The sequence below is a fragment of the Aeromonas sp. S9(2024) genome, assembly GCF_041403185.1.
GTDB classification, from domain to species: Bacteria; Pseudomonadota; Gammaproteobacteria; order Enterobacterales; family Aeromonadaceae; genus Aeromonas; species Aeromonas enteropelogenes.
Map to the genome: position 1 here is coordinate 17,736 of NZ_JBGLRE010000002.1, position 19,599 is coordinate 37,334.

Consider the following 19,599-nt stretch of genomic DNA (forward strand, 5'->3'; position numbering starts at 1 on the left):
CCATGACGAGCCGCCGAATTTCTTTATGGCCTCAATTTGTTTGTGGCATAGTGCCTGAAAAAACGCGCCGCCTGCGCAGCCCGACAGGCGCCAACACCACAAACGGAAAATGACAGAGATGGAAAAGAAAATACTGTTGACGGACTGCCCGGACGCCAAGGGCCTCATCGCCAAGATCACCAACATCTGCTACAAGCATCAGCTCAATATCATCAAGAACGATGAGTTCGTTGACCACGAGAATGGCCGTTTCTTCATGCGCACCGAGCTGGAAGGGCGTTTCAATGACGAGACCCTGCTGGCCGACCTCGATGATGCCCTGCCGCTCGGGGCCCTGCGCCGCTTGGTCAAGGCTGGCAAGAAACGCATCGTCATCCTGGTGACCAAGGAGGCTCACTGCCTCGGCGACATCCTGATGAAGAACTACGCCGGCGCGCTGGACATGGACATAGTCGCTGTCATCGGCAACTACGACACCCTGGCCGAGCTTACCGGCAAGTTCGATATCCCGTTTCATACCGTCAGCCACGACGAGCTGAGCCGCACCGAGCACGAGGAGCAGGTGCGCGCCATCATCGACAGCTATGATCCCGATTACGTGATCTTGGCCAAGTACATGCGGGTACTGACCCCAAGCTTCGTCGCCGCCTACCCGCGCAAACTCATCAACATCCACCACTCCTTCCTGCCCGCCTTCATCGGTGCCCGCCCCTATCGCCAGGCATTTGATCGCGGAGTCAAGCTGATCGGCGCTACCGCCCATTTCGTCACCGACGATCTGGATGAAGGCCCCATCGTCGAGCAGGACGTGATCCACGTGGATCACACCTTCACCGCCGATGACATGGCCAAGGCCGGACGGGATGTGGAAAAGTCGGTACTGAGCCGCGCCCTGGAGCTGGTCTTGCATGAGCGGGTGTTCGTCTACGGTAACAAGACGGTGGTGTTCAAGTAATGCCACCTCAAACAACAAAGGCTCCCTTGGGAGCCTTTGTTGTGTTGCGACGATGTCAGAGCGGTAGATCGTTGACCGTTACGCCCTCTTTGGTGAGCTTGAGCTCGGCGTTGAGGTGAGGCGGCTGCGCCTTCAGATAACCCATCAGGGTCAGCTGATCGAGCATGGGTGCCAGCTGTGGTACCGCCTTGCCCAGCTTGTCGCCAAGGCTGGCGTGCAGCACCCCGGTCAGCGCCTGCATTCCTTGTTCGCTGTTGAACAGTTGCTCCAGCGAGGTCGGGGCCAGGGTCGCCTCCCCCTTCATGGTGACGGGCTCGCCATTGAGCTTGGCACTCAGATCCGTCAGCTCTAGGCTGGCACCACGTTTGAGCATCTTGTCCAGTGCCTGCTGGACCGCCACTTCGTCGATCCCCTGGCCACCGGCTGCCTGCAGCCCCTGGTAGCCCTCCAGATCCAGGCCATTGAGGCTGACTGCCAGTGAGGCGTCAGTCACCGCCAGGGCATCGGACTCGTTCTCCAGATTGAGCTTTGCAATTTTCATCTGATAAGTGCTGGAGAGGGTCTGGGCATCGTTGCCCTTGATCTGGGTCTGGGTGCTCATCCCCTGCAAGGCAATCCTGGCGCTATCGGGCAGTTGCAGTGTCAGCGCCGCCAGGGTCATCTCGCTCTGGGGCGCCAGCAGGATGCCGCTGATCTCGGCCAGATCGGCACTCCCCCTCATGTCTGCCAACACCAGATCGAGCTTGTTCTGCTCTTCGTGCACCGTCATCCCCTGCCAGCTCATGGTGATATGGCCGTTGCCGTCCAGATCCCCGTGATACTCGCCATTGAGCGGCAGGAAGCTGAATTCATCCAGCCCCTGTTTGACCTTGAACTCGTTGGCCCAGAAACGGCTGCTGTTGCTCATGGTCCAGAGGCTGCTCAACGACTCCATGCCAAACTGCCACTGCTCCATTTTGAGAGCGCTGAATACAGGGGCCAGCGACCCCTGCCGGGTATCGAGCAGGGCATGGCTCTTGATATAGAGCGGCAGGATGCGGCTGTTGACCGTAAATTGCAGCTCCAGCGGCTGATCGCCCCCCATGCCACCGTCAAACGCCGCCATCTCCTGGGGCGAGATCACCAGCTTGAGCACGCCGTCCCGGGTGAACAGATTGCTGCTACCAGGCACCCAGGCGAGATCGAGGCCACTGTCATGCTTGACCTTGGCAATCTGCTCCGTCATGAGGCGATCGAAGCTGTTGCCGGTATACCAGCACGCCGCCAAACCACCACCTACCAGTGCCGCGCCGACGGCCAGGGCCACTATTTTTTTCATATGTTGATGAGTCTCCAGGGATTGTCACTGCACTCTACGGGGCCAGCTCCCGACCAGGCAAGCCCAATGAACGGAAATCCCGTGCCAGAGCTCGTCATGCTGGTCACAGCAGGGGACTGAAAAGATAGAAGATATTCTCCATCACCTTCTTGTACCAGGGGCGGGCACGCCACTGGGCCAGGGTCATGGGGGTGGCTTCCGCCATATACCCCTGCACCAGCTGGTTCATCTGGGCGACAAAGGCCGGATTGTCTACCAGCAGGGTCACTTCGAAGTTGAGCCAGAGGCTGCGGCGATCCAGGTTGACCGTGCCCACCAGCGCGAAATCGTCGTCCACCAGCACACTCTTGGTGTGGAGCAGGCCGGCGTCGTAGCGATAGATCTCCACCCCCGCCTCCAGCAGCTCCTCCATGAAGGCATTGCAGGCGTAGTTGGCCATGATGGAGTCGTTGCGCGCCGGCAGCACCAGTTGCACCTGCACGCCACGGGCTGCCGCCGAGCTGAGGGCGGCCGCCAGGGGATCGTCCGGTACGAAATAGGGGGTGGTGAGCACCAGATGGCTGTGGGCCTGATAGATGGCCAGCAGCAGGCTCTGCTGGATGCAGTCTCCCCCCACGAAGGGACCGGAGGGGATCAGCTGGGCGCGATAATCGGTCTGGGGCCAGGCTTCGGGTTCGTGCTGCAGGCTGTCGAGTAAGCGCTCGCCGGTTTCCATCTCCCAGTCCCAGACGAAGATGGACCACATCAGGGGCACCATGGGTCCCTGTACCCGGATCATGATGTCGACCCACTGGCCGACCCCGGCATCCTGCTTGAAGAAACGGGGATCCACCATGTTCATGGAGCCGGTGTAGCCAACCCTGTCGTCGATCACCACCAGCTTGCGGTGCATCCGCAGATCCTGGCGCTGGAACGGGATGCGCCAGGCACCGACGGGCAACACCTCCACCAGCTTGACCCCCGCCTTGCGCAGCTTCTTGGGCCAGGGGGAGCGGAAAAACTGCGAGCTGCCCACCGAGTCGAGCAGCAAACGACAATCTACACCGCGCTGTGCCACTTCCATCAGGGCCTCGCACACCATGTCAGCATCGCCACCAGGGTGCCAGATATAGAACTCCAGATAGCAGGAGAGCGTAGAGCGGCGGATATCCTGGGCGATCTCCCGCAGGATCCAGTCCGGTTTGTTGAGCAAGGTCATGCGGTTGCCGGAGAGCATAGGCATGGCCAGGCGGCCCTGGATCAGATCATGAAGCGGCTGGGCCTTGGCCCCCACCTCGCAGCAGTGCTGGGGAAACAGACGGGCCAGCTGGCGGATCCAGATGGCATAAGGGCGGTACATGGCCTGAGCACGCTCGGCGCGGCGACGGCCGAGCCGGATCTCGCCAAACAGGACGTAGAACCCCACCCCGGCAAACGGGATGGCATAGATGAGGGCCAGCCAGGCCAGCGACACCCCGATGGGACGGCGCTTCATCACCACCCTAAGCGACACACCGGCCACGATGACGGTGTGAAATAACAGCAGCAGCCAACCCAGAAAACGGGAAAACAGCAGTTGGAGATCGTGTTCCAGACCGTTAAACAACGGGAACTCCTCTTCTAATCGACAAACAGAACGGTGGGCAGACCCCATCAGGCCAGAATGGTATGCTGTAGGGCACATCCATTCAATCAGGTCTCATCCATGATCCTGCAATCTATGCTGCTCAGCCTGGCCATGCTAGGTCAAGGCTCATATGACATCAATGAACAACAGATAAACCAGTACCTGCAATCCCAGATCAAGGTCGACAAACAACTGGAACTGCCCGGCATCATCAAGGCCCATGTACTACTGGAGCAGAGCGACGTCCAGATCGGTCGCCAGCAGCCGGATACCGCCCGTGTCTATGGCAAGGGGAAGCTGAAAATAGCGCTGCCGGACAACACCGAATATGACGCCAGCCTGCAGATGACCTACGAGGCGAGGCCCCGCTACGACAAGAGCCAGAGTGCCCTGTTTCTCGACAATATGAAGCTGGTGGAGTACAAGCTGGAGCCGGAAGCCGCCCAGCAAAAATTCGGATTCATGCTCGGCATGCTGCTGCAGAGCATGGAAAAACGCCTGGAGACCCAGCCCGTCTATCGGCTTGACGACAAGGATCCGCAGCAGGCCTGGCTCAAGGAGAACCTGCTGGGGGTGGAGCTGTCACCGGGCAAAATCCACTTGCTGACTAATCCCCGCTAACCAGCCCATCTCTGCTGGTGCGCTCTGTCGCACCAGCAACTCCACCTGATAACCCTGCTGCAACTGCCGCTCATAGAGGGAGTGCAGGGCGCCTCTCAGACGATCGAGCCGCATATCGACAAAGCCAGCCTTGAGGTAAAAGGGTTTCTCGAAGGGCAGTGCCTGGCACACCACCGGCTTGTCAGCCAAGCCGTCGCAGGCATATTGCAGCAGCCGTGAGCCCAGCCCCAGAGACTGGTAATGAGGCAGCAAGCGAAACCCGCACAGGTGATAGAACTCGTCTTCGTCCCGCAACCTGACCGCTCCTACCAGCCAGTGAGCATCACGCACGACAAAGATCCGCTCGGCCAGATCCGGCACATAGTGGGAGAAGGTCGTTTCGTAATAATCCCTGATAAGAGAGAGGTCGGCGTCGCAGTACTCTTCGAAGGTAAGCTCCATTGCCGGCGTGCGAGTCACAAACAAATCCTTTGCTAATCAATTGGTAATGTCAGATATTGTGGACTAATCCGACCAGATTGACCCAGCAAGATAGCACGCCTGCCCGCGACAAAAAAGCGTCGGCGCGGGCAAAGCCGCACCTCTGCCCCATCCGGTGTCACAGGCTGTGACCCGCCTCACCCAATCGGCCCCGGCCTGCCGTTCAGCGCTTGTCCCGATCTGGCCATGATGCTTTACTCAAGCAGTTGTACACGACAAGGAGAACGCACTTGAAAGCATGGATGCTGGCGAGCCATCTACTGTTGATCCCCATCCCGGGCTGGAGCCAGACACCTCTCCCGGCAGAAGTGGTCTTTGTGACCTCCGAGCCACAGCCCGTCGCACAAGTGGAACCCGCCCCCCAACCGGCTCCTCCCGCCGGCAGCAAGCAGATCCATGTCTATAAATCGGTGCAGCAAAACGGAGTAACCCGCTACTCCGATATGATCCCGGAGCAGGGCCATTATGAGTTGCTGCTGTTCAATGACTGCTTCGCCTGCAATCCCGACTCTCGCGTCAACTGGCAGACCACGGGACTGTTTCTCTACGACTATGCCAGCACCATCAAGGCAGCCGCCAAGGCCTATCAGGTGGAGCCAGCCCTGATCCGTGCCCTGATCCATGCCGAGTCAGCCTTCAACCCGCTGGCCATTTCCCGCAAGGGGGCCATGGGGCTGACCCAGCTGATGCCTGCCACCGCGCGGGAGCTCGGGGTTGGCAACGCCTTGCTGGCGGAGCAGAACATCTTTGGCGGGGTGAAATACCTGGCGGGGCTGCTCAAACTGTACGATGGCAACGTGGCACTGGCAACGGCCGCCTACAACGCTGGCGCGGGCGCCGTGCAAAAGCATGGCGGGATCCCCCCCTATGCCGAAACCCAGGCCTATGTAGAACGCGTCCAGCTGTTGCACCAGCGCTATAAAGAGATGCTGCAGGCCAAGGGGCTCTAGTCCTCGTCGTTTCTCGTTCTCACCAACCCTGCAAAAACAAAAAACACGCCCGCAGGCGTGTCGAGACCACACATGTTATGGCGAGCGCTTACTTCTGCTCGTCAGCCACCAGACGATAGGCCAGTGCCCCCAGAATGCCCCCGACAATCGGCGCAACCCAGAACAGCCACAGTTGGCTGGTCGCCCAGTCGCCGACAAACAGGGCCACACCGGTACTGCGGGCCGGGTTGACCGAGGTGTTGGTCACCGGAATACTGATGAGGTGGATCAGAGTCAGGCACAGGCCGATGGCGATCGGTGCAAAACCGGCCGGCGCGCGGCTGTCGGTCGCCCCCATGATGACGAACAGGAAGACAGCCGTCATCACCACTTCGCACACCAGCGCAGCCGTCAGGGTGTAGCCACCCGGCGAGTGTTCGCCATACCCGTTGGAGGCAAACCCGGCGGAGAGATCAAATCCGGCCTGGCCGCTGGCAATCACATAGAGCACGCCGGCTGCAACAATGCCGCCCAGCACCTGGGCCACGATGTAAGGCACGACCCCGGTCGCCGGAAAACGGCCACCCGCCCACAATCCCACGGTGACCGCCGGATTGAGGTGGCAACCCGAGACATGACCGATGGCAAAAGCCATGGTCAGTACCGTCAGGCCGAAGGCCAGGGCGACCCCCAGCAGACCGATCCCAACATCCGGAAAGGCCGCCGCCAATACGGCGCTTCCACATCCTCCCAGCACCAGCCAGAAGGTTCCAATAAATTCGGCAGCAACAGGTCTCACGCGATTTCTCCCCATAAAGTGACACTTAAAAGCTCCGTACAGAGCCCACGATTTAACAGGTGCGACATTATGGGAGTGTGAATCCGGGATGCGAACCCTGCCCGGGATGTTCAAAATTTGTGACTCACATCACAAAGCATTGATTAGATAAGGCATTTATCAGTAGTGCCGCGAAGTGCCGGCCTCATGAGGATAAGTTTCATGCGACAACTTATGACCATTTTGACTCCATCAGACCGCTTGCCCACCTCCGGGGACGCGCTTCCCCCTCACTCCCCGACCGGTGTGAAGCGGCTCACCACCTCTCCCTGATGTTCAATCCACTCCATGAACATGGCCACGGGACGGGCATAGACCTCGCCATCCTGCTCGGAGCGATAGATCACCAGCTGCTCCCCGGTTTCAGTGTGCAAGGCCAAGGTGAGGACCTGATAAAGCCCCCCCTTGAAGTGACGATAACGGCCGGGTACGGGTGCATGCATGGAGATCCCTCCTGGGATTGAACGAGATAAAACGATGATACCGGCGTGCATGGGCTGGCTCACGCCATCCCGCCGGTTTGCTGTCAAAAACGGGGAGTGGAAGACGAATTTTTCCGCAAGCCAATCGTGCCAGAGAGCGTGATAATTTCAACACAGTCAGGTAGCTTTGTTAATCAACCCATCATCTTTCACTGGCGATCCCGATATCACACAAACGATCATGCTGAATTTAACTTTTTAACAACCCTGTTTTGGAGCTAAAAATCAGGAATTTCTACTAAAAAGAAGATTGTTCTAGCATTCAATTCTGTGAAGAATAGGGGAAGGGAAATTTGATACTAAAAACCGCCTTTTTCGCCAACGCGTCCCCACGGGGAAGGAATCACAGTCACCATGTTCACTATCGACAAGTCGCACAAGCTCGACGATGTCTGCTATGACATCCGCGGCCCGGTGCATAAAGAGGCTCGCCGTCTCGAAGACGAAGGACACCGCATCCTCAAGCTCAACATCGGCAACCCGGCGCCGTTTGGTTTTGATGCACCGGAAGAGATCATCAAGGATGTCATCCTCAACATGCCCCAGAGCCAAGGCTACTGCGATTCCAAGGGGCTCTTCTCGGCCCGCAAGGCGGTGATGCAGTACTACCAGCAAAAAGGGATGCGCAAGGTCGATATCGACGACATCTACATCGGCAACGGCGCCAGCGAGCTCATCGTGATGGCGATGCAGGCGTTGCTCAACAACGGCGACGAGATGCTGGTGCCTTCCCCCGACTACCCGCTGTGGACTGCGGCCGTCACCCTCTCCGGTGGCCATGCGGTGCACTACCGCTGTGACGAAGGGGCCGACTGGTATCCGGATCTCGACGACATCCGTGCCCGCATCACCCCGCGCACCCGCGGCCTGGTGCTGATCAACCCCAACAACCCGACCGGCGCCGTCTACGGCAGCGAGTTCCTGCTGGAGGTGATCGAGATCGCCCGCCAGCACAACCTCATCATTTTTGCCGACGAGATTTACGACAAGATCCTCTACGACGACATCTCCCACACCAGCGTCTGCACCCTGTGTGACGATGTGATGGTAGTGACTTTCAATGGCCTCTCCAAGGCCTATCGCGCCTGCGGCTTCCGCCAGGGCTGGATGGTCATTACCGGGCCCAAGGGGCGCGCCCGCGGCTATATCGAGGGGCTGGAGATGCTGGCCTCCATGCGGCTGTGCGCCAATGTGCCCATGCAGCACGCCATTCAGACCGCCCTTGGCGGCTACCAGAGCATCAACGAGCTGATCCTGCCGGGCGGGCGCCTGCGCCGCCAGCGCGACAAGGCCTGGGAGCTCTTGAACGAGATCCCCGGGGTCTCCTGCGTCAAGCCCAAGGGGGCGCTCTACATGTTCCCGCGCCTGGATCCCAAGGTGTATGACATTCGCGACGACCAGAAGATGGTGTTCGACCTGCTGCAGCAGGAGAAGCTCTTGCTGGTGCAAGGCACCGGCTTCAACTGGCCGGCGCCGGATCACTTCCGCCTGGTGTTCCTGCCCCGGGAAGAGGAGCTGGAGGATGCCATCGGTCGTCTCGCCCGTTTCCTCAAGGGCTACAAGCAGTAACCGCAACGCGGCGTCTGCCCTGGCCTGCGGCTCGCCAGCAGCAGGCCGACCATAAAAAATCCGAAGCGGTCTGCACCGCTTCGGATTTTTTTATGGCGGGAGGCTCGCACTGCGAGGCCCGCTTTGTGGGTTATTTCTTCCCTTTCTCCCCGGTTGCCACCTCGGCGGGCGGTACTGCAGGGGCCTGATACCAATTCTCCCGGGGCACCAGCACCGCTTGTTCCGGCTGGGCGACGAAATTGGGGGACATGATCTGCACCCCGAACTCGTTGAATACATCCTGGATGTGGCCGTGCAGCTCGGTTCTGACCGGGCCGGGCAACAGCCCCTCTTTCATCCGCACCTGCAGCTCGTACTCCACATACCAGTCCTGCAGATTGAGCTGGCGCACCAGAGGCGCCTCCTCCTGATTGATCAACTGACAGCGCCTGGCCGCCAGCTCCAGCATGGCATGCACCTGGCGCCAGGGAGTGTCATAGCCGATGGTGACCTTGGTGAGCAGGGCGATACCCTTGTCGCTCGACAACCGGCTCAGGTTGGTCACCTTGCCCCCTACCACCACGGCGTTGGGCAGGGTCACCTCGTGATCATGACGGGTCACCAGCTTGGTCGAGAGGGCGCTCAGCTCGGTGACGACCCCTTCCACCTCCCCAATCTGCACCAAATCCCCCGGCCGCAGGGCCCGCGAGTAGATCAGCACCAGGCCGCTCATGGCATGGTTCATGATCCCGGCCGAGCCCAGGGTCACCATCAGACCGAAGAAGACGCTCACCCCCTTGAAGGCATCCGAATCGGCCCCCGGCAGATAGGGGTAGGCGACAGTCAGGGCAAACAGCCAGATCACCACGGAGAGCAGACGGCGGGTCGCCCCTATCGTCTCGGAATGCAACCCCTGCACCCGGAACTGGCCACGCTCGATGCGCTCGAAGATGACGGCCAGCATGCGGATAAAGAGCTTGGTCAGCACGAAGATGACCAGCACGGTCGCAAGCCCCGGCATGGCGGCGATGATCCCGCTCAGGATGTCGCTGCACAGCCCCAGCAGGGAGGAGCCCAACTGCTCGCTCCAGACCCGGGTATGGGGAAACAGTCCCAGCACATAGGTGAGCCAGCCATAGGTGAGCAGCAGGATCACCAGCAAGGTGAATACGCCGATGACGCGGATCTCCAGATCGCCGAGCACCTGACGCCATTGATGGGGGATCAGCCCCTTTTGCTGCAGCAGGTTGTTGGCAAACCAGCGGCGCGCCCGCAGGTGACCCCGCCGCAGCAGCTGGACCACCACCAGAAAAATCAGGGTCACCAGCACCGTCTTGCCCGCGGCCTTGATCAGATAGGCGTTGGAGTGCAGCTCCAGCACCTTGATCCGCACATTCTCCAGCCTCACCCGCACCCGCTCGGCAGCCTGATCCAGGGTCAGCTCATCGAGCCACTCCAGATCCTTTTCCAGCAGCACCAGCAGGTGCTTGTCATGGATCCTGAATTCCCTGGCCTCCTGGCCGAGTCGGGTCGAGCTGACCACGATCACAGGATGGGTCAAATCCTCGGGCTGCAACTGTTGCACCCGCTCCTTGACGATCCGCACCCTGGCCGCCCCGTCCAGGCGGCCGAATTTCGCTTGCAGCATCACGATGGGCTCATGAAACAGGGTCAGGGTCTGGGCCCGCTCCTGCTCGGTCGGCTCCAGCCTCGGCTCCGCCGCCCACCCACTATTGACCATGAGCAGGGCCAGCAGCATCCCTGCCAGCCTGATCATCCCTCTATGCCCCATAATCTCTCCCTATTGACCGCCAGGTCCCATCATGATGGCCACGCCCTGTCACGGGATTGGGTCAACCGGCTCAATCCAGATCTTGCCGTCATCCGTGACACGCCGGAACACCATCCATTTTTGCAAAAAACCGAGTTATAACAAAGATTACCAGCAGTAATAGCACCGCGGCGATGGCGGCGAAAGAGGCCGCCACACCATTTTGCAACCTAACTCACAGGCATCTGGGCACACCATCAAAAAGGACTCGTACTGATTCGATAAAACCGGTAGACGGCCATAAAAAAACAGAGCCCCGCAGGGCCCTGTTTTCACGAACAACCGGCTTACAGCTCGACCACGTCGAACTGCACGTCCGGATTCACGTCCGCGTCGTAATCCACCTCGTCCAGCCCAAAACCGAACAGGCGCAGGAACTCCTGCTTGTAGCCGGTGTAATCGGTCAGATCCGAGAGGTTCTCGCTGGTAATGGACGGCCACAGGTCGCGGCAGGTCTGCTGTACGTCTTCGCGCAGCTCCCAGTCATCCATGCGGATGCGGGCCTGCTCGTCCAGCGCCAGATCGGCGCCGTACAGACGGGTGCGCATCATGCGATCCACCTGCTCCATGCAACCCTCGTGAATGCCCTTCTCCTTCATGATCTTGAACGCCATGGAGATATAGAGCGGCATCACCGGAATGGCAGAAGAGGCCTGGGTGACCACGGATTTCAGCACGGCCACGTGGGCGGTGCCGCCCTTGGCAGCCAGATCGCCACGGATGGCGGCGGCGGCGCGGTCCAGATCTTCCTTGGCGCGGCCCAGGGTGCCATGCCAGTAGATGGGCCAGGTCAGATCGGTACCGATGTAGGAGTAGGCCACGGACTTGGCGCCATCGGCCAGCACGCCCGCATCGCGCAGGGCAGCCATCCACAGCTCCCAATCCTGACCGCCCATGACGGTGATGGTGTTCTGGATCTCTTCCTCATTCGCCGGCTCGACGGTGGCGGTGATGATCTGATCCTTGTTGGTGTCGATGGCGGTGGTGGTGTAAACCTCGCCGATGGGTTTCAGGGCAGAGCGTACCACTTCGCCGGTTTCCGGCATCTTGCGCACCGGAGAGGCCAGGGAGTAGACCACCAGGTCAACCTGACCCAGATCCTGCTTGATGAGTTCGATCACCTTGGCACGGCACTCGTTGGAGAAGGCATCGCCGTTGACGCTTTTCGCATACAGGCCCGCTTCCTTGGCGGCCTTGTCAAAGGCGGCGGAGTTGTACCAGCCGGCGGTGCCCGGCTTGGTCTCGGTGCCGGCTTTTTCGAAGAAGACGCCGAGGGTGGCGGCACCGGAGCCAAAGGCGGCGGCAATGCGGGACGCCAGGCCATAACCGGTGGAGGCGCCGATCACCAGCACCTTCTTGGGACCATTCTCGATGGTGCCCTTGGCCTGGGTATAGGCAATCTGACGACGAACATTGGCTTCGCACCCGACCGGGTGAGTGGTGGTGCAGATAAAGCCGCGAACCTTGGGTTTGATGATCATGTGTTGTCTCTTATCCGTTTGATGGATGAAATCGGGGCATAAGATACCTCATCTTGCCGGGATTAGGTGCTCTGATGTGTTGAACTGCGGCAAAAACGGGCATCTCGCAGGCTACCTGCTACCCAAAACAGAACCCTCGCGGATGAAATGAAGCGCAACTCGCAGACCCCTTGCTCACAACTCAATCGAACGGCAGTTATCGGGACTAACAACATCAAAGGGAGGCATCAGCCTCCCTTTTGTGTTTTATCGCGCCGGCAGGGGGCGATTATTTGGTGGTCGGGGCTACCTTGACGGCCGGCGCCTTGGCATGAGCTGCTTTATGGTGTTTTTTCACCACCTTGGTCTGGGTGGTTTGCGGCGCCGCAGACTTGGTCGGGGTGGCAGCCATGGTGAAACCGGAGGTGAGGGCGAAAACGGCGGCCAGGGTCAGGGGAATGATCTTTTTCATCTTCAATTTCCTTATTCAGGTGGGTGTCATGGAGCCTTCTCCATGACTTCATCCTAAGGGGAAGGGGGCCGCGCTTCCGTGAGTGGTTGGTGACGGTTTGTATCCAAATGTACAGGCAGGGTGAGGCAGAAACGGGCACCGCCGTCACCGGGCAGCAGGGCCACCTCTCCCCCGTGATGGCGGGCAATGCTGCGCACTATGGCCAGCCCGAGGCCGCTGCCACCGGTGCGGCGGTCACGACTCTTGTCCAACCTGACAAACGGCTCGAAGATTTGCGGGGCCAGTTGCGGATCGATACCGGGCCCGTCGTCACTCACCTCCAGCAGGTAACGATCCTGCAAGCGCGAGATGGTGAAGACGACCCTGTGCTCGGCATAGCGCAGGGCATTGCCGATGAGATTCTCCACGGCCCGGGCCAGCAGCCGTTGATCGCCGCACCAGGGCATGTCGATGGGCTGAAGCTCGAAAACCAGCTCTTTATCGTGCTGCAGCGCCTGCCAGTCGGCGCTGTGCTGCCGTGCCCACGCCCCCAGCTCGATCTCGTCGCGCTGCAGCGGCATCTCGGGCCTGTCCAGCCTGGCGTAGGTGAGCATCTCCTCGATCAGGGCATCCAGCGCCCCCAGATCACGCTCCAGTGCCTGCTGATCCGGCGCCGCTGGCTGGGGCTCCAGCATCGCAAGGCGATAGCGCAACCTGACCAGCGGGGTACGCAACTCATGGGCGATGGCATCGGTCAGTTGCTTGCGACTGGCCAGCATGGCCTGCAGCTGGGCGGCCATCTCGTCGAAGGTTCGCCCCACCCTTGCCAGGCTGCTCCCCGCCGGCAGATTGGTGCGACGGGAGAGATCGCCGTCGCCAACCAGACGGGCCGTGCGTTCCAGCTGTTGCAAACCGCGCCAGTGGGGACGCAGCCAGAGCAGGATGGGCACCCCGAGGGAGAGCCCGATCAGCAGCAGCAACCCCACATCAACCCAGTGAAGTTCATGAAGATAAGAGAGATAGGGCACGGGGCCGACGATCAGCACCTGTTCGGTACCCGGGATGCGCTGCAAGAAGGTGTCATCTTCTTCGACGATCACGATATTGCCCGCGGCAAGAAAGGCCTGATCCTCCCGTGCCAGCGGTTGCTGTGCCAGCGCCCCGACCTTGAGTGGCAGGGTGAGCTGGTGGCTCTGCACCCGCAGGCGCTCCGGCCAGAGTTCGGGAGAGAGCTTGGCCAGCTCCGCCGTCAACAGGCCCAGAGAGCCTTGCATCATCCGCTCCAGATAGCGATCCCCCGCCCGCTCGGCGGTGACCTGATAGACCATGCCCACCAGCAAGATCGCCAAGGTGAAGCAGCCCATCAGCAACAGATAAAACTGGATAAAGAGGCGGCGCATGATGCTCCTTGCTGCTCCCGGTTATTCCCAGGCGTGGGGCACGAACAGATAGCCTTTCTGGCGGACCGTCTTGATGCGCACCGGGTTATTGGTGTCATCGCCGAGCCGGCGCCGCAAGCGGGAGATGGCGACATCCATGCTGCGATCCAGCCCGTCATACTCCCGGCCTCGCAGGCTTTGGAACAGGGCTTCCCGCCCCAGGATCTGGCCGGCGTGGCAGGCCAGCTCCCACAACAGATCGAAATCGGCGGTGGAGAGGGCAATGCTCTGACCGTCGAGCCGCACATCCCGCCCCGCCCCATCGACGCACAGACGGCCAAATTGCAGGGCCTGGGGCGCCGAGGTCACCGCCATCGGCTGCGGCGCCTGCTGGTACTGTCGAAACTGCACCCGCAACCTGGCCAGCAGCACGGACGGGGGCGTGGTCTTGAGGATATAGTCGTTCGCCCCCAGCTCCAGGCTCAGGATCTGGTTCATGTCGCTGTCGAGGGAGGTGAGCATGACGATAGGGCCGCCAAAGCGCGGTCGCAATGCCCTGCACAGGGACATGCCATCGAGCCCCGGCAACATGATATCGAGCAGCACCAGATCTGGCCGTTCGGCCTCGAATCTGGCCAGCGCCCTGTCTCCCCTGCACTCCAGGATCACTTCCATCTCGTGACGTCCGAGCCAGTTGCTGATCAACTCGCCAATCTCGGGGTCATCCTCAACAAACAGAATACGTTGCATAAAAAGCGCTCGTTGGCAGCAAGGGAAAAACCATTCGGGATGTTACGCGGCCACTTTTGACGTTGTGGTCCCAGATTACCCCTTCTTGATCTCCCGCAGGTAGCGGTAGATGGAGTGCACCGAGATGCCAAGCTGGCGGGCGGCGATCTGGGCGCTGTCTTTGAGCTCGAAGATCCCCATGTCGTGCAACTGGTTGACGATGACCCGGGTCTTCTGGGATGGCGGTACCGCCTCGTTGCCCCGCACCTCGCTGCTGATGGTGTCGATGGTGCTGTTGAGGGCCTCGTCGATGTTGCGGGCGAACACCTCGGGGGTGGTGGAATGCTCGTGGGTGTGCATGCACTCCGGCATCATGGCCCGCAGCACGGATTGCAGCGGGGCATCCATGTCGGTGTTGATGCACAGCATGCCGATCGGCTGGTGCTCGCCATTGCGAATGATGGTGGTGAGGGAGCGCAGCGTCTTGCCGGTGGCGCACTTGGTCAGGTAGGGGCTGGAGATATCCTGCCCGCTCTTGAGCTTCATCAGCGCCAGGTTGGTGATGGGAGCACCGACGCTGCGGCCCGTGATATGGCCGTTGGCAATCTTGATGATCGAGGGGTTGCGCGCATCCAGACTGTGGAGCAATACCTCCGTATGCTGGCCATACATGGCGGCGATGCCATCCACTATGTTTTCCATCGCCTTGAGGATCTCGAAATCACTCGGACTCAACTCTTGCAGCTTCACATTGGGACCTTAATGCAGGGGCTGCTGCGCCGGACTCGGGGCGCCGGGCAGCAGCCGACAGGGACACTCAGGCGGACATGATATCAATAATGGTGCTGTCTGTGGCAGCCATGCCGTCCTTGACCATCTGACCGACGTTGCGGATGGTTTGTTCCACGTTGCCTGCGACGATCCCCTGCCCCGAAACCGAGTGGCTGTTGAGGGCCATCAGGAAGCCGCGCACCGCCGCACTGGAGGAGGTACTCACCTTCATGGCGCAGGAGGCTTTCGCCCCGTCGCACACCATGCCGGCGCTGTCGCTCAGCACGTTCTGGATGGCATGACAGGATTGCTCGAAGCTCCCCCCCGCCAGATAGACCATGGCCATGGCGGCGGCCGCACTGGTGACCGTGTTGCCGCAAAATGCCGACAGCGGCGGATAGTGGGATTTGATATAGATGGCGCCCAGATGGCTCATGATGAGGGCGCGAGCCAGCTGCTCTTCGCTTGCGCCATAGCGCTCGGCGATCACCACCACGGGGATGGTGGCGGCAATGCCCTGGTTGCCGCTGCCGAAGTTGCTCATGGCGGGCAGGCTGGCGCCCCCCATGCGGGCGTCGGAGGCGGCGGCGGTGCGCATCACGATGCGGTTCATCACGTCCTCGCCGATGAGGCCGGCCTGGATGTTCTGCTGCATGGTGCGCCCGATCTCGAGACCATAGGGATTGCTCATCCCCTCGTCGGAGAGCCTGCCGTTGAGTTCGGAGGCCTGCAGGATGAAGCGGATCTGCTCGAACTCCACCTGGGTGGCGAATTCGTGGATGGCGGCGATGCTGATGTCGACTCCGTCGCAAATGGCCCCGGTGGCACCACTCTGGGCCGGGTCCGCCGCGAAGGTGATCTCCCCATCCCGACGCTGCTCGACGATACGGGTATGCCCCCCGCACAGGGTCACCTCGGCGCTGTGCTCCTCACCCTGCTCATCATGACCGGACACTGTCACCCGGCAGTAGATGAACTCAGGGGCCTCGGTGCGACTGACCAGCACGGACCCTGCGTCGATCAGGGCCTGGGCACGGGCCACCTGCTCCGGGGTGATGGCCGCCAGCACCTCGAGCCCGGCATCAGCCTTGCCGCCGATGGCGCCGGCTGCCGCGGCGATGGCCAGCCCTATCTTGCCGGTGCCGGGTACATAGACCCCCATGGAGTTCTTGTAGAGATTGTCCGAGACCACCACCGCCAGACGCTCGGGCTCACACCCCAGCGCCCGAGCGGCGACGGCCGCGGCATAAGCGGCGGCGATGGGCTCGGTACAGCCCAGCGCCGGTTTGACAACCTGTTGAATAATCTTCAGATACTGCTGCCATGCTTGTTTCATTGCGAGAACCTTTCTGTGTGCATTAACGGGCGATATGGGCGATGGCTTCGACTTCCACCCTGACCCCCATGGGTAGATCTTTCACCGCGAAACAGCTTCGCGCCGGACAATCCTGCTGGAAATAGCGTTTATAAACCGCATTGAATGCGGCAAAATCACTGATCTCCGCCAGGTAACAGGTGGTCTTGAGCACGGTATCGAGCGAGCCGCCACCCGCCTCCAGCACGGATTTCAGGTTTTCCAGCGCCTGCTGGCTCTGGGCCGTGATGCCCCCTTCCACCACGCCCCCTTGCTGTTTGCAGACCGGCAACTGACCGGAGGTAAAGATGAGATCGCCATAGGCAGTGCCATGGCTGTAGGGCCCGATGGCATCGGGTGCGGCATTCGCCACTATGACCTGTTTCTTCATATCGCCACTCCTTAATATGCAATTATTTTTGCAAACATTGTTTTGCTTTCACTCAACATTATTTGCTTATTAATTGAGTTATTCAACTAAAAACTAAAGATGTAGTCATAAATTCCGTTTTATTGTAAACAAAAAGCGTGATCGACCTCCTTCTTTGGATATAAGAGCATTGTCTGCCAACTTTTTATTCAACTATATTTGCACCAGATTCATTGCCATTACAAAAACAAGGGACTCTAGATATGTACACAACGGCAACCACCCAGCCCGCCACGGGCACGGGTAGCGCAATACACAAGGGCCCGCTGATGGGCACACTGGAATGGAAAGAGGCGGTTCGTTTTGACAGCACCGACTGGGGCTGGATCATCATGAGCATCGGCATGGCCATCGGGGCGGGGATCGTTTTCCTGCCGGTACAGGTGGGGCTGATGGGGTTGTGGGTCTTCCTGCTGTCGGCGGTGATCGGTTATCCGGCCATGTACATGTTCCAGCGCCTCTTCATCAATACCCTGGCCACCTCCCCCGAGTGCAAGGATTACCCCAGCGTCATCACGGGTTACCTGGGCAAGAACTGGGGCATGCTGCTCGGCGCCCTCTACTTCGTGATGCTGGTGATCTGGGTGTTTGTCTACTCCACCGCCATCACCAATGACAGCGCCTCCTTCCTCCATAGCTTCGGCATCACCGACACCCTGCTCTCGAAAAACCCGCTCTACGGTCTGGTCCTGATCTGCGCCCTGGTGGCGCTGGCATCCCGCGGCGAGAACCTCTTGTTCAAGATCTCCAGCTTCATGGTACTGACCAAGATCAGCGTGGTAGCCCTGCTCGGTCTGATGATGGTGGACAAATGGGATGCGGCCAATATCACCGCCATGCCCACCGTCGGTCACTGGATGAAGGATGCCGTCATCATGCTCCCCTTCACCCTGACCTCCATCCTCTTTATCCAAAGCCTGAGCCCCATGGTGATCTCCTACCGTTCGCGGGAAAAATCCCTGGAGGTGGCCCGCTTCAAGGCCATGCGTGCCATGAACATCGCCTTCGGCATCCTGTTCGTGGTGGTCTTCTTCTACGCCATCTCCTTCACCCTGGCCATGGGCCACGAGCAGGCGGTCAAAGCCTCCGAGGAGAACATCTCGGCGCTGGCCATGGTGGCACAGGGCGTGCCGGGCCAGACCCTCAAACTCTTGAGCCTGACCCTCAACATCTTCGCGGTAATGACCGCCTACTTCGGCGTCTATCTCGGTTTTCGGGAAGCCTGCCAGGGGCTGACCATGAACCTGCTGCGCCGCGTCATGCCCGATGAGCGCATCAACCGGGATCTGGTAGGCAAAGGGATCATGGTGTTTACCGTCATGCTCTCCTGGGGCGCCATCGTGCTCAACGCCCCCGTGCTGAGTTTTACCTCCATCTGCAGCCCCATCTTCGGCATGGTGGGCTGCCTCATCCCGGCTTATCTGGTCTATCAGGTGCCGGCGCTGCACAAGTACAAGGGCACTTCCCTCTACATCATCATCATCACCGGTCTGCTGCTCTGCGTATCGCCCTTCCTGGCGTTCAATTAAGTCGCGGTGACGACACAACAAAAGGGCCACCCCGGGTGGCCCTTTTTCTGGATAGCGACTTCGCCTGGCAACTCGCCGCTATCAAGGCCCGGATGAGAGCCAGCTCAACCTCCCTGCACAAAAACAACTATCTCGTCTTGCTTGGCTGGGGGACAAAGACGTAGTCTCGAACGAAAACAAAACATGGCCAATCCGCTCTCCCGAATCAGGGAGTTCGAGGCAAGGGCCAGATACGACAGATCGAAAGAGCCAACCTCTATCACCTCGTTCAGGCAAGGAATTTCAGATGGCGAGATACCAGTTTTTCACCATTCCGGCATCCAACCGGCAGCAATACACCTTTATCGACATAGCCTCCCCCACTTTTTTGATTGAGAAAGAGGCGTTATTGGCCCAGGGATTCGAGGTCCGGGAGGATTTTATCGATGCCCAAAGCCCGACAGAGGCGGTGGAGAAGTACCAGTCCGGCTTTCTCTATGTGGCTGACGAAATAGGCAAATCAGACGAAGCCTATGCCGCGGCGATGGCACTGCTGGAAGCTGGCAAGGGACTGCTTGATCGAAAAGCGGAGCATTGACGAGGAAAGAAGATGGCCATCGCGACAAGGCGTCCGATGGCCAACAGGATAGTCAGATGCGGGCAAGCTGGCGGAGCATCTCGACCAGCTCCTCTTCGCTGCTCGGTTCATAGGCCAATTGCAGGCTTGGTGCGGCGCCGCCCATCAGCATGTAGACGTTCGTGCTGCAGTGGTCATAGTGATACCACTTACCGTCGATACAGACGTCGGTATAGCATCTAGGGTCCCTTTTGAGTTCCATACAAGCTTCCTTTTGTGTCATACCACCAACATCATTTTCGACCGTAAAGTAACCAGAGCGTTACAAACTT

Annotated in this window: 20 protein-coding genes; 6 read left to right on the forward strand and 14 right to left on the reverse strand. The window is 59.9% G+C overall.

Annotated features, from left to right (window positions below; genetic code table 11):
- The first annotated feature begins 118 nt into the window (after positions 1-118).
- Entirely contained in the window at positions 119-955 is an 837-nt protein-coding gene (gene purU, locus ACB028_RS03370; protein WP_042027403.1) for a formyltetrahydrofolate deformylase, read from the forward strand.
- Between the two features lie 55 nt (positions 956-1,010).
- On the opposite strand, the gene ACB028_RS03375 is transcribed toward purU, so the two are convergent.
- Both ACB028_RS03375 and cls read right to left on the reverse strand, forming a co-directional pair.
- Positions 1,011-2,273 (reverse strand): DUF945 family protein, encoded by a 1,263-nt coding sequence (locus ACB028_RS03375; protein ID WP_371143509.1) that lies wholly within the window; start codon positions 2,271-2,273, stop codon positions 1,011-1,013.
- A 103-nt stretch (positions 2,274-2,376) separates the two neighbouring features.
- Positions 2,377-3,858 carry a cardiolipin synthase gene (gene cls, locus ACB028_RS03380; protein ID WP_042072789.1) on the reverse strand — a complete coding sequence of 494 codons (1,482 nt, stop codon included), beginning with the start codon at positions 3,856-3,858 and terminating at the stop codon, positions 2,377-2,379.
- Between the two features lie 99 nt (positions 3,859-3,957).
- Between cls and ACB028_RS03385 the strand changes: the two genes are divergently transcribed.
- Positions 3,958-4,500 (forward strand): DUF1439 domain-containing protein, encoded by a 543-nt coding sequence (locus tag ACB028_RS03385; protein WP_342017178.1) that lies wholly within the window; start codon positions 3,958-3,960, stop codon positions 4,498-4,500.
- On the opposite strand, the gene ACB028_RS03390 is transcribed toward ACB028_RS03385, so the two are convergent.
- A complete protein-coding gene (locus tag ACB028_RS03390; RefSeq protein WP_042027413.1) occupies positions 4,462-4,941 on the reverse strand; it encodes a GNAT family N-acetyltransferase in 480 nt (159 codons plus the stop codon). The two genes, ACB028_RS03385 and ACB028_RS03390, sit on opposite strands and share 39 nt — an antisense overlap.
- Positions 4,942-5,222: 281 nt before the next feature.
- On the opposite strand from ACB028_RS03390, the gene ACB028_RS03395 reads away from it, so the two are divergent.
- Positions 5,223-5,930: a lytic transglycosylase domain-containing protein gene (locus ACB028_RS03395; RefSeq protein WP_371143771.1), complete on the forward strand. Its 708-nt coding sequence runs from the start codon at positions 5,223-5,225 to the stop codon at positions 5,928-5,930.
- A gap of 88 nt (positions 5,931-6,018) precedes the next feature.
- Here ACB028_RS03395 and aqpZ read toward each other — a convergent pair whose 3' ends face one another.
- On the reverse strand, positions 6,019-6,708 hold the full coding sequence (gene aqpZ, locus ACB028_RS03400) for an aquaporin Z (RefSeq protein WP_371143510.1): 690 nt from the start codon (positions 6,706-6,708) through the stop codon (positions 6,019-6,021).
- 269 nt (positions 6,709-6,977) lie between these two features.
- Positions 6,978-7,190 carry a DUF1653 domain-containing protein gene (locus tag ACB028_RS03405; protein WP_042072798.1) on the reverse strand — a complete coding sequence of 71 codons (213 nt, stop codon included), beginning with the start codon at positions 7,188-7,190 and terminating at the stop codon, positions 6,978-6,980.
- 393 nt (positions 7,191-7,583) lie between these two features.
- Here ACB028_RS03405 and ACB028_RS03410 point away from each other — a divergent pair, with 393 nt between their 5' ends.
- Entirely contained in the window at positions 7,584-8,798 is a 1,215-nt protein-coding gene (locus ACB028_RS03410; protein ID WP_216991924.1) for a pyridoxal phosphate-dependent aminotransferase, read from the forward strand.
- Positions 8,799-8,928: 130 nt separating this feature from the next.
- Here ACB028_RS03410 and ACB028_RS03415 read toward each other — a convergent pair whose 3' ends face one another.
- From ACB028_RS03415 to ACB028_RS03450, 8 genes are all read right to left on the reverse strand, one after another.
- A complete protein-coding gene (locus ACB028_RS03415; RefSeq protein ID WP_371143511.1) occupies positions 8,929-10,569 on the reverse strand; it encodes a mechanosensitive ion channel family protein in 1,641 nt (546 codons plus the stop codon).
- Between the two features lie 326 nt (positions 10,570-10,895).
- Positions 10,896-12,089, reverse strand: a complete 1,194-nt coding sequence (gene fabV, locus ACB028_RS03420) for an enoyl-ACP reductase FabV (RefSeq protein WP_026456444.1) — start codon at positions 12,087-12,089, stop codon at positions 10,896-10,898.
- 268 nt (positions 12,090-12,357) lie between these two features.
- The gene (locus ACB028_RS03425) at positions 12,358-12,540 is read right to left on the reverse strand and encodes a hypothetical protein (RefSeq protein ID WP_026456445.1); all 183 of its coding nucleotides are present in this window, start codon (positions 12,538-12,540) and stop codon (positions 12,358-12,360) included.
- A 53-nt stretch (positions 12,541-12,593) separates the two neighbouring features.
- Positions 12,594-13,919: a two-component system sensor histidine kinase RstB gene (gene rstB, locus ACB028_RS03430; RefSeq protein ID WP_371143512.1), complete on the reverse strand. Its 1,326-nt coding sequence runs from the start codon at positions 13,917-13,919 to the stop codon at positions 12,594-12,596.
- A gap of 21 nt (positions 13,920-13,940) precedes the next feature.
- Positions 13,941-14,648: a two-component system response regulator RstA gene (gene rstA, locus ACB028_RS03435; protein WP_371143513.1), complete on the reverse strand. Its 708-nt coding sequence runs from the start codon at positions 14,646-14,648 to the stop codon at positions 13,941-13,943.
- Positions 14,649-14,723: 75 nt separating this feature from the next.
- Positions 14,724-15,377: a transcriptional regulator gene (locus ACB028_RS03440; protein ID WP_026456447.1), complete on the reverse strand. Its 654-nt coding sequence runs from the start codon at positions 15,375-15,377 to the stop codon at positions 14,724-14,726.
- A 67-nt stretch (positions 15,378-15,444) separates the two neighbouring features.
- Entirely contained in the window at positions 15,445-16,734 is a 1,290-nt protein-coding gene (locus ACB028_RS03445; RefSeq protein WP_371143514.1) for a serine dehydratase subunit alpha family protein, read from the reverse strand.
- A gap of 22 nt (positions 16,735-16,756) precedes the next feature.
- A complete protein-coding gene (locus ACB028_RS03450; protein WP_042027430.1) occupies positions 16,757-17,143 on the reverse strand; it encodes a Rid family detoxifying hydrolase in 387 nt (128 codons plus the stop codon).
- A gap of 242 nt (positions 17,144-17,385) precedes the next feature.
- On the opposite strand from ACB028_RS03450, the gene ACB028_RS03455 reads away from it, so the two are divergent.
- Together ACB028_RS03455 and ACB028_RS03460 are read left to right on the forward strand one after the other, a co-directional pair.
- Entirely contained in the window at positions 17,386-18,711 is a 1,326-nt protein-coding gene (locus tag ACB028_RS03455; RefSeq protein ID WP_223378379.1) for an amino acid permease, read from the forward strand.
- 286 nt (positions 18,712-18,997) lie between these two features.
- Complete coding sequence (locus tag ACB028_RS03460; RefSeq protein ID WP_225631705.1) at positions 18,998-19,288, forward strand: hypothetical protein; 291 nt, start codon at positions 18,998-19,000, stop codon at positions 19,286-19,288.
- 52 nt (positions 19,289-19,340) lie between these two features.
- Here the strand turns inward: ACB028_RS03460 and ACB028_RS03465 are convergent, their stop codons facing one another.
- Positions 19,341-19,529: a hypothetical protein gene (locus tag ACB028_RS03465; RefSeq protein ID WP_026456536.1), complete on the reverse strand. Its 189-nt coding sequence runs from the start codon at positions 19,527-19,529 to the stop codon at positions 19,341-19,343.
- Positions 19,530-19,599: the final 70 nt, after the last annotated feature.